The organism is Phenylobacterium sp. LjRoot97, assembly GCF_964254345.1.
In the GTDB taxonomy this organism is placed as follows: domain Bacteria; phylum Pseudomonadota; class Alphaproteobacteria; order Caulobacterales; family Caulobacteraceae; genus Phenylobacterium.
This window is the reverse complement of record NZ_CAXUTH020000001.1, coordinates 3,587,726-3,600,676: the sequence shown is the minus strand read 5'-3', so window position 1 is coordinate 3,600,676 and position 12,951 is coordinate 3,587,726. Positions and strand designations below refer to the sequence as shown.

The 12,951-nt window shown below is 70.4% G+C and carries 18 protein-coding genes; 8 read left to right on the top strand and 10 right to left on the bottom strand.

The genetic code is table 11. The annotated features are described in order from the left end of the window. Positions 1–28 precede the first annotated feature (28 nt). A complete protein-coding gene (locus ACSQ2H_RS17770; RefSeq protein WP_436062712.1) occupies positions 29–715 on the bottom strand; it encodes a cation transporter in 687 nt (228 codons plus the stop codon). 44 nt (positions 716–759) lie between these two features. Here ACSQ2H_RS17770 and ACSQ2H_RS17765 point away from each other — a divergent pair, with 44 nt between their 5' ends. Then, positions 760–1,182, top strand: coding sequence for a MerR family transcriptional regulator (locus ACSQ2H_RS17765; protein WP_436062711.1), 423 nt, complete (start codon positions 760–762; stop codon positions 1,180–1,182). Positions 1,183–1,300: 118 nt separating this feature from the next. On the opposite strand, the gene ACSQ2H_RS17760 is transcribed toward ACSQ2H_RS17765, so the two are convergent. After that, positions 1,301–1,852, bottom strand: a complete 552-nt coding sequence (locus ACSQ2H_RS17760) for a TetR/AcrR family transcriptional regulator (RefSeq protein WP_436062710.1) — start codon at positions 1,850–1,852, stop codon at positions 1,301–1,303. A 95-nt stretch (positions 1,853–1,947) separates the two neighbouring features. On the opposite strand from ACSQ2H_RS17760, the gene ACSQ2H_RS17755 reads away from it, so the two are divergent. Further along, positions 1,948–2,385, top strand: a complete 438-nt coding sequence (locus ACSQ2H_RS17755; protein ID WP_436062709.1) for a tautomerase family protein — start codon at positions 1,948–1,950, stop codon at positions 2,383–2,385. Positions 2,386–2,536: 151 nt separating this feature from the next. Here the strand turns inward: ACSQ2H_RS17755 and ACSQ2H_RS17750 are convergent, their stop codons facing one another. Beyond that, positions 2,537–2,935 (bottom strand): hypothetical protein, encoded by a 399-nt coding sequence (locus tag ACSQ2H_RS17750; RefSeq protein ID WP_436062708.1) that lies wholly within the window; start codon positions 2,933–2,935, stop codon positions 2,537–2,539. Positions 2,936–3,005: 70 nt separating this feature from the next. On the opposite strand from ACSQ2H_RS17750, the gene ACSQ2H_RS17745 reads away from it, so the two are divergent. Further along, on the top strand, positions 3,006–3,608 hold the full coding sequence (locus ACSQ2H_RS17745; protein WP_436062707.1) for a GNAT family N-acetyltransferase: 603 nt from the start codon (positions 3,006–3,008) through the stop codon (positions 3,606–3,608). Between the two features lie 4 nt (positions 3,609–3,612). Here the strand turns inward: ACSQ2H_RS17745 and ACSQ2H_RS17740 are convergent, their stop codons facing one another. From ACSQ2H_RS17740 to ACSQ2H_RS17725, 4 genes are all read right to left on the bottom strand, one after another. Next, a complete protein-coding gene (locus ACSQ2H_RS17740) occupies positions 3,613–3,906 on the bottom strand; it encodes a hypothetical protein (RefSeq protein WP_436062706.1) in 294 nt (97 codons plus the stop codon). A 96-nt stretch (positions 3,907–4,002) separates the two neighbouring features. Next, positions 4,003–4,566 (bottom strand): hypothetical protein, encoded by a 564-nt coding sequence (locus ACSQ2H_RS17735; protein WP_436062705.1) that lies wholly within the window; start codon positions 4,564–4,566, stop codon positions 4,003–4,005. 98 nt (positions 4,567–4,664) lie between these two features. Beyond that, positions 4,665–5,594: an SDR family NAD(P)-dependent oxidoreductase gene (locus ACSQ2H_RS17730; protein ID WP_436062704.1), complete on the bottom strand. Its 930-nt coding sequence runs from the start codon at positions 5,592–5,594 to the stop codon at positions 4,665–4,667. 32 nt (positions 5,595–5,626) lie between these two features. After that, positions 5,627–6,886, bottom strand: a complete 1,260-nt coding sequence (locus ACSQ2H_RS17725) for an MFS transporter (RefSeq protein WP_436062703.1) — start codon at positions 6,884–6,886, stop codon at positions 5,627–5,629. Between the two features lie 248 nt (positions 6,887–7,134). Here ACSQ2H_RS17725 and ACSQ2H_RS17720 point away from each other — a divergent pair, with 248 nt between their 5' ends. After that, positions 7,135–7,620, top strand: coding sequence for a GNAT family N-acetyltransferase (locus tag ACSQ2H_RS17720; protein ID WP_436062702.1), 486 nt, complete (start codon positions 7,135–7,137; stop codon positions 7,618–7,620). Here ACSQ2H_RS17720 and ACSQ2H_RS17715 read toward each other — a convergent pair. The 3 genes from ACSQ2H_RS17715 to ACSQ2H_RS17705 all read right to left on the bottom strand — a co-directional run bounded on the left by ACSQ2H_RS17715 (position 7,610) and on the right by ACSQ2H_RS17705 (position 10,046). Then, positions 7,610–8,518, bottom strand: a complete 909-nt coding sequence (locus ACSQ2H_RS17715) for an alpha/beta hydrolase (RefSeq protein WP_436062701.1) — start codon at positions 8,516–8,518, stop codon at positions 7,610–7,612. The two genes, ACSQ2H_RS17720 and ACSQ2H_RS17715, sit on opposite strands and share 11 nt — an antisense overlap. Before the next feature lie 83 nt (positions 8,519–8,601). After that, positions 8,602–9,636, bottom strand: coding sequence for a helix-turn-helix domain-containing protein (locus ACSQ2H_RS17710; RefSeq protein ID WP_436062700.1), 1,035 nt, complete (start codon positions 9,634–9,636; stop codon positions 8,602–8,604). Positions 9,637–9,650: 14 nt separating this feature from the next. Further along, positions 9,651–10,046, bottom strand: coding sequence for a DUF1801 domain-containing protein (locus ACSQ2H_RS17705; RefSeq protein ID WP_436062699.1), 396 nt, complete (start codon positions 10,044–10,046; stop codon positions 9,651–9,653). Between the two features lie 127 nt (positions 10,047–10,173). Here ACSQ2H_RS17705 and ACSQ2H_RS17700 point away from each other — a divergent pair, with 127 nt between their 5' ends. The 4 genes from ACSQ2H_RS17700 to ACSQ2H_RS17685 are packed head-to-tail and all read left to right on the top strand — an operon-like array spanning position 10,174 to position 12,896. Next, complete coding sequence (locus ACSQ2H_RS17700; protein WP_436062698.1) at positions 10,174–10,749, top strand: DUF1285 domain-containing protein; 576 nt, start codon at positions 10,174–10,176, stop codon at positions 10,747–10,749. 23 nt (positions 10,750–10,772) lie between these two features. Next, positions 10,773–11,387, top strand: coding sequence for a CoA pyrophosphatase (locus ACSQ2H_RS17695; RefSeq protein WP_436063584.1), 615 nt, complete (start codon positions 10,773–10,775; stop codon positions 11,385–11,387). Beyond that, a complete protein-coding gene (locus ACSQ2H_RS17690; protein ID WP_436062697.1) occupies positions 11,380–11,655 on the top strand; it encodes a hypothetical protein in 276 nt (91 codons plus the stop codon). Before ACSQ2H_RS17695 ends, ACSQ2H_RS17690 begins: the two co-directional genes overlap by 8 nt. After that, on the top strand, positions 11,652–12,896 hold the full coding sequence (locus tag ACSQ2H_RS17685) for a CCA tRNA nucleotidyltransferase (protein WP_436062696.1): 1,245 nt from the start codon (positions 11,652–11,654) through the stop codon (positions 12,894–12,896). The genes ACSQ2H_RS17690 and ACSQ2H_RS17685 overlap by 4 nt, the downstream gene beginning before the upstream one ends. Positions 12,897–12,951 lie beyond the last annotated feature (55 nt).

The following is a 12,951-nucleotide window of genomic DNA, read 5'->3' as shown; positions in this document are numbered from 1 at the left end:
CGGGGAGAGGGAGATTGCGTCGGCTAGGCTAGGCGGCCTGCGCGCGCAGTTCGCCGCGGGCCTGGCGGATGATCGAGGAAGCGGTCGAGAGGAAGAGGCTGGCCATGATGGCGGCGACGGCGAGGTCGGCCCACTTGGTGGCGGTGTAGGCGACAATGCCGGCCGCGCAGAGCACCGCGACGTTGCCGATGGCGTCGTTGCGCGAGCAGAGCCAGACCGAGCGGACATTGGCGTCACCGTCCCGGAAGCGCAGCAGCAGCAGGGCCGAGATGACGTTGGCGCTGAGCGCCAGCGCGCCGACCCAGCCCATGGTCACCGCGTCGGGCGCGCCGTCGACGAAGGTGCGCCAGAGGGCGGCGACCAGCACGTAGACGCCCATCAGCCCGAGGCTGACGCCCTTGACCAGGGCGGCCTTCGACCGGAACGACAGGCTCTGGCTCAGGGCGAACAGCGACAGGCCGTAGGTGGCGCTGTCGCCGGCGAAGTCGAGGGCGTCGGCCTGCAGGGCCATGGAGCCGGCCAGCTGGCCCTGGACCACCTCGAGCGCGAACATCCCGGCGTTGAGGCCGAGCACGATCCAGACCGCACGGCGGAAGGCGGGGGAGCCGTTCTCGACGGCGCGGGCGGTATCCTCGCAGCCGCAGCCGGCGGAGGCGCAGGCGGCCCCTTCGGGGGCGGGCGGCGGCGCCTTGTGGTGGACGATCTCGTAGGTCATGCCTAAGTGATGGATCCTATAGTCACTGTAGGAGCAAGCGGCGAATGGCGGGCGATATCTCGATCGGCGAACTCTCGCGCCGGGCCGGCGTGAAAGTGACCACCATCCGCTTCTACGAGGGCGCCGGGCTGATGCCGGCCCCGCCGCGCAGCGAGGGCGACCGGCGGCTGTACGACGCCGGGCATGTGCGGCGGCTGAGCTTCATCCGCCATGCGCGCGAGCTCGGCTTCGAGATGGAGGACCTGCGCACGCTGCTGGAGCTGTCGGACCGGCCGGACGGGTCGTGCGGGCCGGTCGACGAGATCGCCGGCCGGCATCTGGCGGCGGTCGAGGAGAAGATCGCCAAGCTGACGGCGCTGAAGGGCGAGTTGTCGCGGATGCTGGCGACCTGCAGCCATGGGGCGGTGGCGGAGTGCCGGGTGATCGAGGCGCTGGCCGACCACTCGCACTGCGGCGGGGAGCACTAGGCGCCCTCCGCTGTCATCCCGGTTTGCGCCGCCCGCCTTGGGTGGGCGCTGCTGCGCGTCGCCTGACCCCTCACCCCAGCCCTCTCCCCTCGAGCGGGGAGAGGGGGCTCATCTGCCGTCAGCCTGCCTCGGCGATGGCCAGCTTGAGGTTGGTTTCCAGGATTTCGTCGGCCAGGGGGCCGTCGGGGACGGCTCTGGCGAGCATCAGAGCGCCGGCCATGCGGGTGACGACGCCGAGCGCGCGGGCGTGGCGGTCGGGGCCGTCCGGCAGCTTGGACTCGATCGAGGCGATCATCTGTTCGAGGCCGCCGGCGAAGGCGGTCTTCACCTCGTCAGGTCCGCGGCCGACGTCGCCGCCGAGGGCGGCGGCGGGGCAGCTCTTGCCCGGGGCCTTGCGGGCGGCCTGGGACAGGTAGTGGGTCAGCAGTTCGGTCAGGTCGCGGGCGCGTTCGCGATGGCCGGCCATGGTCGCGAAGGCGCTCTCCACGGCCTGGGCGGCGAGGACGTCCTTGGACTTGAAGTGATTGTAGAAGCCGCCGTGGGTGAATCCGGCGGCCTTGGTCAGGTCGCCGACGCTGACCCCGTCGAAGCCGCGTTCGCGAAACAGGGTCGAGGCCGCGCCGACGATGCGCTCGCGGTTCTCCTGCGCCTGCGCCTTGCTGATCTTCATCGGCTTGCCTCTTGACGACCTTATGGACTCAATGATGATGATCATCATTATTGAAGTCAAGGCGGCGCTTGGGCCGCGGGCAAGGGAGCCGTTCGATGCCGCTTTGGAAGATCTACCACCCGGTCGGGGCGTTCAGCCTGGAGGACAAGAAGGGGCTGTCGGAGGCGATCACCGCGCTCTACGCCCGCGGCCTGCCGAAGTTCTATGTCGGGGTGGTGTTCCAGGAGGTCGCCGCCGACTCGTTCTTCATCGGCGGCGAGAGCGTCGACAACTTCGTGCGCATCTGGGTCGACCACATCGCCCGGACCATGCCGACGGCGGAGGCGCGGGCGAAGTTCATCCAGATGGTCGACGCGGCGCTGGCCCCCTACGTCCGCGACCGCGGGCTGAACTGGGAGTACCACATCGACGAGACGTCCTATGAGCTGTGGTCGATCCAGGGCTATCGCCCGCCGTTGCCGGGCACCGAGGACGAGATCCGCTGGCGGACGGAGAACCAGCCCAGTCCGGTGGGGCCGCGGGAGGTGGTTTAGGGAGATCAAGATGCTCCCCCAGAGGGGGAGCTCCCGGCCGTCAGGCCGGGTGAGGGGGACTTTGGGGGCTCACCATCGAGTCGCGGTCCCCCTCAGTCCGCCATTCGGCGGCCAGCTCCCCCAGAGGGGGAGCATTTAGTGGCCGGACGCCTCAGACCGAGATGTCGATGATCATCGGCCTGGCCGGTTCGCCGCGCTTAGCGGCGTCGGAGGCTTCGGCCTTGAGCGCCTGCTCCATGGCTTCCTTCACCAGGCGGGCGACCTCGCTCTCGACGGTGGCGGGGTCGGCGTCGGGGTTGGCGGATTTGACCTCGGCCTCGATCTTTTCCTTCAGCTTCTCGAGCTTCTGCTCCTGGGCCCAGGCGTAGATGCCCTTCTCGCGGATCTCGTCGAGGACGGCGCGCTGGCTGGACTTGGAGAGCTCGGCCTTGCGTGCAGCTTCGGCCGCGGCGGACGGTTTTGCCGAGTCGGTTTTGCCGAGCTGGCCGATCTTGCTCAGCGTATCGGTGGAGAAAAGGCTGTTAGCTAGGTTTGAACCGCCGACTTGCATGCGAACGCTCCTTGACTGGGCTAACGTTGAGCAAAGGCCGGGCCAACCGGCGGGAGAGGAGGAAACGGCGATGAGCGCTCCGCCTAAGACGGTGCTGCAGGTCAGCGCGGAAGAAGAGGCGGCGATCCGCGCGGCGGTGCGCGGCGTCGGCGGACCGGCGATGATCATCGCGGGAGCAGAGCACGTGGCCGGGCTGACGGCGCTGCTGGCCGATCCGAAGGTGTCCGACCCGATCTACGACCTGCCGCGGCCGATCAACGAGACGAACGTCGGCCGCTGGGTCGAGGAGAGCGAGGCGCTACGCCAGAAGGGCGAATGCCTCCTCAGCGTCTCGCTGGACGAGGCCGGCGAGGTCGCCGGCTATTCGCGGTTCACGGTCTGGCCGGACCGCTCGGCGGCCGAGATCGCCGGCGCGCGGCGGGCGGACCTGCAGAACTCGCACGGCGGCAAGGCGGGGGTGGCGCGCTCAATCGCCTTCATGTTCGAGCATCTGGGGGTGCGGCTGATCGCGCTGACCGCGGCGCTGGACAATGTGCGCTCGGCCGCCTCGATCGACGCGGCGGGCTTTCGGCGAATGGGCGAGATCGACAGCGTGCGGCCCGACGGGACCACGCGGCGCTCGATCTACTGGGAGCTGACGCGCGAGGAGTGGGTGCGCACCCACCGGCTCTAGGGGCTCAGACGCGCAGGTCGACCACGGCGCCGGCCGGATCGCGGCCTTCCTGCGCGCGCTGGTCGGCGGCGCGCTGGGCGTCTTCCTCAAGGATCTTCTGGAAGTCGCCGGCGGCCATGCCCGCCAGGGTCTTCTTGAGCTTCTCTTCCTCTTCCGGGGTCAGCGTCCGGTCGGGCCGGGCCGGCTCCTCGATGCGCAGCTTGCCGGCGGACTCCTCGCTCTCCTTGGCTTTGCCAGCAGGGGAGGCGAACTGGGGCTGGGCGTACCAGCTGGCGGGGCCGACGCTGCTCACGGACATGGGGCGCTCCTGGCGGAAGGACGCCTGGCATAAAGCAAGTTTCGGGCCAGAAACCCTTGCGGCGCAAGCGATTGCGCGCGTGCAACCAGTCGGCGGTCAGCCCTTGGCGCCGAACAGCCGGCTCAGCCATCCACCGCTTCGGGCGGCCTGCGGCGCCTCCACGGCGACGAACTCGGCGTCGACATCCTCGTCGTGGCGATAGCCGGTCACCGCCTTGGCGAGGTCGATGGGGACATCGAAGATGAGATCGGCCTTGAGATCGTCGTCGCTGGCGTCCTCGACGGCCTGCTCGGCCGTCAGGCGGTCGTGGATGGCCTGGTACTCGGACGGCGGGACGCCGGTGACCTCAGGCGCGCCCTTCTCGCAATCGTAGTCGACACGCCAGGCGACCTGGCCGTCCCGGTAGAACGTGGTCGTCGCGCACATGACGGTCTCGGAGAACTGGCAGCCGATCACGGCGCAGGTCGTCGAGAGCGACGACAACCGTTCCTCCGACGCAAAGCGCGAATCCTGAGACTGGAGGATCGTCCAGCCGCTTGGCAGTTCGCCGATCCAGGCGGTAGGCCGGCGACGTGACGGCGGTTCCTCGGTCATGCCGAGGAGTTCCAGCGCTTGCGCGCGTTCAAGGCCCTTGAGGCCGATCCAGGAAAGACTGCCCATAGCCGAGCTTCGCGCGTAGCGAGCCGGGGTGCAACCTAAAGAAAAGCGGCGGCCCCCGTGGGGAGCCGCCGCTCTGTAGTCCTAGGCTATCGCGAAGATCAGCCGGCCTTGGCCGGGGCCGCGCCTTGGCTCGCCAGCGGCGGGCGCGAGAGCGGGGTGAACTTCGGCTCCATCTTCGGAACGGCTTCCGAGAGGATGGTTTCGACCGTCCAGCCTTCTTCCTTGGTCACGGTCTCGATCGGACGCGGCTGGCTGTAGAGGATGATGTTCTCGCCCGAGGCGCCGAACACCTGACCCGAGACGCTGGCGGCGGCCGGGGTGATCATGGCGACGGAGAAGCGAGCCGGTTGGTCGGCGCGGATCTTCTCGGCCATCACCGCGCGACGGGCGGCGGCGGCTTCGTCCTTCACCGGCACCGACTGGGTCATGCGGGTCCAGGCGACCGGGGCCAGGCAGTTCGAACGCACGTTGTTGCGCGCGCCTTCCATGGCGATGATCCGCGACAGGCCGGCGATGCCCATCTTGGCCGCGCCGTAGTTGGCCTGGCCGATGTTGCCCAGCAGGCCCGAGGTCGAGGTGAAGAACATGTAGGCGCCGTCGTTCTGTTCGCGGAACAGCTCGATGGTGGCGCGGGCGACGTTGAACGAGCCGCGCATGTGGACCGCGATGACCGAGTCCCATTCGGCTTCGGTCATCTTGTGGAACATGACGTCACGCAGGATGCCGGCCGGATTGATGACCGCGTGCAGGCCGCCGAATTCCTTCTTGGCCTGCTCGACCATGCCGTAGACGGCGTCCAGGTCGGTGACGCTGTCGGAGTTGGAAACCGCTTCGCCGCCCGCGGCGCGGATTTCCTGCGCGACCTGTTCGGCCGGACCCGCCGAGCCTTCGTCTTCGCCCTTCAAACCGCCGCCGAGGTCGTTGACCACGACCTTCGCGCCTTCGGCCGCCGCGATCAGCGCGCAATCACGGCCAATGCCGTTGCCGCCGCCGGTGACCAGAACAACTTTCCCTGAAAGTGCACCCATCGATCAATCTCCCTAAAAGAATAGCGTCGTTGTTATTCGAGCCTGTCGGCCTTGCGCAAGGCGGGAAACAGTTTGGCCCAGAGGCCGGTGACGATCAACGCGGCGACGCCCCCCGAGACGGCGGCCGCCACCGCGCCCATGAAGCGGGCCGCAACACCGGTGCGGAACTCGCCCAGCTCGTTCGAGGCGCCGATGAACAGCGAGGAGACGGCGGCCACGCGGCCGCGCATCTGATCGGGCGTGACGATCTGAACCAGGGTCTGGCGGACATAGACGCTGAGCATGTCGGCCCCGCCGAGCACGGCCAGGGCCACGACCGACAGCCAGAAGGTCTGCGAGAGGCCGAAGACGATGGTGGCGAGCGCGAAGATGGCGACGCCGACGAACATGATCGGGCCGGCGTTGCTGCGGATCGGATTGGCGGCCAGCCAGATCGCCACCAGGGTGGCGCCGATGGCGGGACCGGCGCGCAGCATGCCGAAGCCCTCGGCGCCGACGTGCAGGATGTCACGGGCGTAGACGGGCAGCAGGGCGGTGGCGCCGCCGAGCAGCACCGCGAACAGGTCCAGCGAGATCGCCCCGAAGACGATCTTGTTATGCCAGACGTAGCCAAGGCCCTCCTTGATCAGGGTCCATCGCGAGCCGGCCTGGGTCACCGGCTTGGTGTTCATGGCGATCAGCGAGACGGTCAGCACGGCGATCAGGTAGAGGCCGCTGGTCGTGCCGTAGGCGACGGCCGGCGAGATCGAGACCAGCGCCCCGCCGAGCGCCGGGCCGATGATCGAGCCGCCCTGCCAGGCCAGCGAGTTCCAGGCGATGGCGCGCGGCAGCAGGCTGCGCGGCACCAGCATCGGGCCCATGGCGGTGCCGGCCGGGCCCATGAAGGCGCGGCTGGTCCCGAACAGCACGGCCACGCCGAGCAGCAGCGGGATGGTGGCGAAGCCGAACAGGCTGGCCGACAGCAGCAGCAGCACCGAGGCGATCTCGCCGGCGTAGCAGAACTGGAGGATGCGCTTGCGGTCGTAGCGGTCGGCGGCCTCGCCCGCCCACAGCGCCAGCAGCAGCACCGGGATGAAGGTCACCAGCCCGATCATGCCGACATAGAAGGCCGACTCGGCGACGCTGTGGGTCTGGCGGGCGACGGCGTAGACCTGCCAGCCGAGCGCCACGCTCTGGATCTGCACGCCGAGGGTCGAGGCTACGCGCGTCGACCAGAACAGCATGTAGTCACGGTGGGCGAGGAGCTCGCGGGCGGTGGTCGGCTGGTCGGCGGCTTCGGTCGGGTCGGACATGCGAGCTCGGCACTCGGGGACTGCAAAGGCCGCGCAACTTGGACCGCGACGACCTGCGCCGCAACGCGCGATTGACGCGGGGCTGTCATGGCCTTATGCGCCGCGCTTCCCGTGAACGATCTGGAACACGTCCATGCGACGCCAGCGACGAACCGGGCGCGCCCGCCGCGCCAGCTAGAGCCCCGCTCGCCGTCGCCTTTGCGCGTATGGCGGCGGACCCCGTCGCCTCCCGCACCGCAAAGACGTTCATGATCGATCCCGCCGACCAGGCCCTTTCCTACACCCAAGAACAGCCCGCCGACGCCGACGCCATCGAGGCGCTGCTGGACCATGCCTTCGGTCCGGGCCGCTTCGTGAAGTCGTCCGAGCGCGTGCGCGAGTTCGCCGAATTCCGCCCCGAGATGTCGTTCTGCGCCTGGGACGGCGCGCGACTGGTCGGCGTCGTGCGGATGTGGAAGGTGCACGTCGGCGGAACCCCGGCGATCTTCCTCGGCCCGCTGGCGGTGCGGGCCGAAGGCCGCAAGTTCGGCGTCGGCGGCGAGATGGTGCAGCGCGCCTGCGCCGCCGCGCAAGGAGCCGGCTATCCGGTGCTGTTGGTCGGCGACGAGCCCTATTTCAGCCGCTTCGGCTTCTCGGCCGCGCCCTGCAAAGGCGTGCGGATGCCCGGACCGGTGAACCAGCGCCGGGTGCTGGCGTGCGGCGTCGAGCTGCTGGACGGACCGGTCACGGCCTGAGCGCGGCGGCGGTGATCGCCGTCAGGCCGGTCGGCGCGGTGACCAGGCCGACATGGTCGAGGCCCGGGACCAGCTGCACGCGGACCTTCGGATTGGCGGCGCGAAACTCGGGTCCGTAGCGCTCGGCGTAGAACTGCTGATCCTGCGACCCCACCAGCACGAGCACCGGCCGCCTGGCGCCGCGCAGCGCCGCGCGATGGTCGCCCACGCCGTAGTTCATGGCCAGGCGATAGGAGTAGGCCGGGGTCATCAGGCTGGCGACCTGCGGCGGGACCTCGAAGCGCGCCACCTCGGCGCCGTCCCAGCCGTGCAGGCCCAGACGGTTCAGGCCCATGATCAGGACGATCCTGGCCACGTCGATGTGCGCCCAGCCGCCGCCGCGGCGCGCGATCTTCGAGGGGAACGGGAGGGCCGGCGCCAGCAGCACGTAGCGGTCGAACAGGTCCTGATCTGGCCCGCCGGCGGTGCGCAGCGCGAAGGCCCCGCCGGCCGAGAAGCCGACCAGGGTGAGGTCGGCGCCGGGACGCGCGCGCCGCACCTCGGCGGCGAAGTCGGCCAGGTCGTCGTCCAGTTGGCCGAGATAGGCGATGTCGCCCCGGGGCCCGGAGGCGCCGTGGCCGCGGACGTCCAGGGCGTAGACGCTGAAGCCGGCGGCGTTCAGCGACCTGGCGAGCGGGTTCATAGTCAGGGACTGGCCGGCCGATCCATGCAGGAGGACGGCGACCCGGGGCCCGCCCGGATAGGCGCGATAGGCGAGGGCGGTCCCGTCGCCGGCCTGGAAACGCGACAGTGGCGGCGCGCCCGCCGGATCCAGCGCCGGGGGTGTGGCCATGGCCGAGACCGGCGCCAGCGCCAGGACGGCGCAGATCAGGGCGCGGCGGATGAACTTCAGGAACATGGGAGCCTCGTCGAACAAATGGTTCGGCGAGGTCTGCGCGGCGGCGCGGGGCCGGTCTGGCCGATTTCGAAATCGGCCAGCGGCTAGAGCGAACTCGGCAGGGCCGCCCGGCGATAGGCGCTGGGCGTGACGCCGGTCTGCGCCTTGAAGGCGCGGTTGAACGGGCCGATCGAAGAAAAGCCGGTGTCGAGCGCGATGGTCAGGATCGAGACCTCGGCCTGGGTGGGGTCGGCCAGCGCCTGCTGCGCCTCGGCGATTCGGTAGCCGTTCACGAAGGCCGAGAAGTTGCGATGCCCGAGCGCGTCGTTGATCAGGCGGCGCAGCTGGTGCTCGGGCATGCCGACCCGCGCGGCGAGGCGACCGATGGTGAGCTCCTCGCGATAGGCGCGGTCCTGGGTCATCAGTCTCTCGAGACGCGCGGCGGCGGCGGGCGGAGCCGCATCGCTGCGAACCGTGCGGGGCCGCCGGTCGAAAAGCTCGCGGGCCTGAAGGTTCAGCAGGCCCCAGGACACCGCGGCCAGTCCGGCCAGGACGGCGGCGATCGCCGCGAGGCTGGCGAGGTCGGCGCGGGGCGATGGTCCGTGCACGGCGAACAGTCCGGCGTTGAGCATGGTGGCGCCCGCCAGACTGACGACGACGATCAGGCGCAGGCGCAGCCGGGCGTCGACGAGGTCGTCGCGCCAGGTGGCGAACACCTCGGTGAGCGCGCCGGCGGAGATCAGCAGCACCGCCGCGCTGACCGCCAGCCGCAGGGCGCCTGTCGCCGCCTCGGCAAGGCCGGGGGCGGCGGCGGCGAAGCCGAGCGCGGCGACGGCGGCCCAGGCCGCGCCATGCCAGGGCCGCAGGCGGAACGAGACGCTGAACAGCGAGGCGGCGACGAGCCAGCCGACGACGGCGTTGCCGGCGCTGAGCCCCAGCAGGGCGGCGTGCAGCCAGCCGGTGGTGGCGGCGAGACCCGGCGCGGCGCACCAGGCATGGGCGGCCACGCCGAGCGCGAAGACCGCCGCCAGCCGGGCGCTCGCCTGGCCGCGATGGTCGCGCAGCATCAGCGCCGCGACCAGGACGGCGAGCACGGTGACCGCGCCGCGCAGCGCGATGTCGAGATCGGCGAAGGACATCGGCGCCGGCGCTGTCAGGCTTTGCGGGGTTTCTTCTTCGCGGCGCTGTTGAGCGCGGCGGCGGCGGCGATCAGGGCCTTGAAGGCCGTCTCGTCGAGCGCCGCGCCCTGCGGGATGTCGATGGCCCGGCGGGTATTGCCCTCGAGGCTGGAATTGAACAGTCCCGTGGGATCGTCGAGGGCCGCGCCCTTGGCGAAGGTCAGCTTGACGTAGGCCTTGTAGGTCTCGCCGGTGCAGATGATGCCGTCGTGCGACCAGACCGGCGTGCCGCGCCACTTCACCTCTTCGACCACCTCGGGAACCGCCTGGTGGATCAGGGCGCGGACGCGGGCGAGGGTCTCGCCGCGCCAGTCGCCGAGCGCGGCGATGCGGGTGTCGATCTCGGCGGAGGCGGATTGGGGCTGCGTCATGCGGCGTGTCCTTCGGCGGCGGCCGCCACCTTGCGGCGATTGAAACGGCGATGTCGAGGGAGCTGGTTCCAGCGGCTTGTGGAAGAACCCCGTTGAGGCGACGCACGCGGGTCCTTACCTTTGCTGCATGGGAGAGACGACATCCAAGCCCGGCCTCGACGGCGTGATCGCGGCGGCCAAGCAGGCGCCCGGCCGCGGATTGCCGCCGGTCCACCTGTGGAACCCCGCCCACTGCGGCGAGATCGACATCGTGATCCGCAAGGACGGGACCTGGTTCCACGAGGGCACGCCGATCGGCCGCGAGGCGCTGGTGCGGCTGTTCTCGACGGTGCTGCGCAAGGACCCGGACGGCTTCCACCTGGTGACCCCGGTGGAGAAGATGAAGATCACGGTCGAGGACGCGCCGTTCATCGCCACGCGGGTCGACGCCCAGGACGGGGCGCTGACGTTCCTGACCAATGTCGGCGACGAGGTGGTCGCCGGGCCCGAGAACGAGATTCGGGTGGACATGGACCCCGCGACCGGCGAGCCGCGGCCTTATCTGCACGTGCGGCGCGGGCTGGAGGCGCTGATCGCCCGGCCGGTGTTCTACGAGCTGGTCGAGCTGGCGCAGGAGCGCGACACGCCCGACGGGCCGCGCCTGGGCGTCGAATCGAACGGCGCCTGGTTCCCGGTCGGCCCGGCCGGAGCCCACCAGCTGTGAGCCCGAACGCACCGCCGGACGAGATGCGCGAGTGGATCGCCGGTCATCTCGACCCGCTGGACGGCGAGCCGGCGAGCACGGCCGCGTCGGATTTCGACCTGGGGCCGAACGCGTTTCCCAACGAGCCCGTGAGCCTGAAGCCGGCGGCGGTGCTGGTCGGGCTGATCGAGCGGCCCCACGGCTATTCGGTGCTGCTGACCCGGCGGGCCGACACCCTGCGCAGCCATACCGGCCAGATCGCGCTGCCGGGCGGGCGCTGCGATCCTGGCGAGACCAGCCCGGTGACGGCGCTGCGCGAGGCGCACGAGGAGGTTGGGCTGGCGCCGGACTACGTGACGCTGGCGGGGCTCTCCTCGCCCTATCGCACCGGCACCGGGTTCCTGGTGACGCCGGTGGTGGGGTTCATCCAGCCCGGCTTCTCGCTGAGCGCCAATCCGGCCGAGGTCGCCGACATCTTCGAGACGCCGTTCGGGTTCCTGATGGATCCCGCCAATCACGAGCGGCACGAGCGCCAGGGCCCCGACGGCCAGCTGCGCCGGTTCTACGCCATGACCCACGAGGACCGCTTCATCTGGGGCGCGACGGCGGGGATGCTGCGGGCGCTCTACGACCGGCTCTACGGGGCGGCGGTTGCTTAGGGAACTGGCCCCGCGGCTGCTGCTGATGGCGGCGCCCTTCGTCATCTGGTTCGTCTGGCGCGAGGTGGCGCTGCGCACGGGACGGCCGATGGGCTCGACCCCCTGGACCTGGCTGGTGGCGATCGCCGGCGCGCTGCTGGCGGTTTCGCTGCTGGCGACTGGTCTTTTCCATGGCGACAACCGCGGGGAGACCTATGTTCCTGCGGAAGTGGAGGCCGGCGGACACGTGGCGCCGGGACATTTCGAGAAGAAGGCGCCCGCAAAGTGACGCAGAGCATCGGCGAAAAGCCCTGGATGAAGCCCGCAGCGCCGGTGATGGAGGCGCTGGAGGCGGTCGGCGGCCCCGGATGCGCCCGGTTCGTCGGCGGGGCGGTGCGCAACACGCTGCTGGGCCAGCCGGTGGGCGATGTCGACATCGCCTGCACCCTGACGCCCGACCAGGCGACCAAGGCCCTGGAGGCGGCCGGGATCAAGGTCGCCCCGACCGGGGTCGACCACGGCACCGTCACCGCCATCGTTGGCGGCGAACCCTTCGAGGTGACGACCCTGCGCCGCGACGTCGAGACCGACGGACGCCGCGCGGTGGTGGCGTTCACGGAGGACTGGGCCGAGGACGCCCAGCGCCGCGACTTCACGATGAACGCGGTCTATGCCGACCGGCTGGGAAACCTGACCGACCCGACGGGGACCGGCGTGGCCGACGCCCAGGCCGGGCGGCTGGTGTTCGTCGGCGAAGCGGCGACCCGCATTGCCGAGGATTCCCTGCGCATCCTGCGCTACTTCCGGTTCCTGGCCTGGTACGGCAAGGGCGAGCCGGACGCTGCGGCGCTGGCCGCCTGCGAGGCCGGCCGCGAGCTGATGGGCAACCTGGCCGCCGAGCGGGTGGCCAAGGAACTGCTGAAGCTGGTCGCCGCCTACGACCCGCGGCCGGCGACGGCGCTGATGGCCAAGACCGGCGTGCTGGCGCAGTTGCTGCCGAGCGCCACGGACCTGGGCGCCTTCGACCAGCTGGTCGAGGTCGAGACCGAGCAACTGTTCACCTGCGATGCGCTGCTGCGGCTGGCGACCTTGCTGCCGGACAACGAGGTCGGGATCGGCAAGGCGGCGGAGGCCCTGCGGCTCTCCAACGAGCAGCGCGACCGGTTGATAGCGGCGATGGGCAAGACCCCGCGCATCACCTCGTGGATGAGCCCGCGCGAAAGCCGGCGGGCGGTCTACAAGATCGGCGTGCAGGCGTTCAGCGACCGCATCAAGCTGGCCTGGGCCCATTCCGAGCGCTCGGCCGCCACGCACCAGTGGCGCGGGCTGCTGGCCCTGGCCGAGAGCTGGACCCCGCCGCCGTTCCCGCTGACCGGTGAGGACGTGCTCAAGTCCGGCGTGCCGAAGGGCCCGATGGTCGGCCAGGTGCTGCGCGAGGTCGAGGACTGGTGGATCGACCACGACTTCATCGACGACAAGTTCTCGGCCATCGAGAAGCTGAAGGCCGTGGCCCAGGGCATGGCGTACTAGACCTCCATTGCTCCCCCTCTGGGGGAGCTCCGGGCCGCATGGCCCGGTGAGGGGG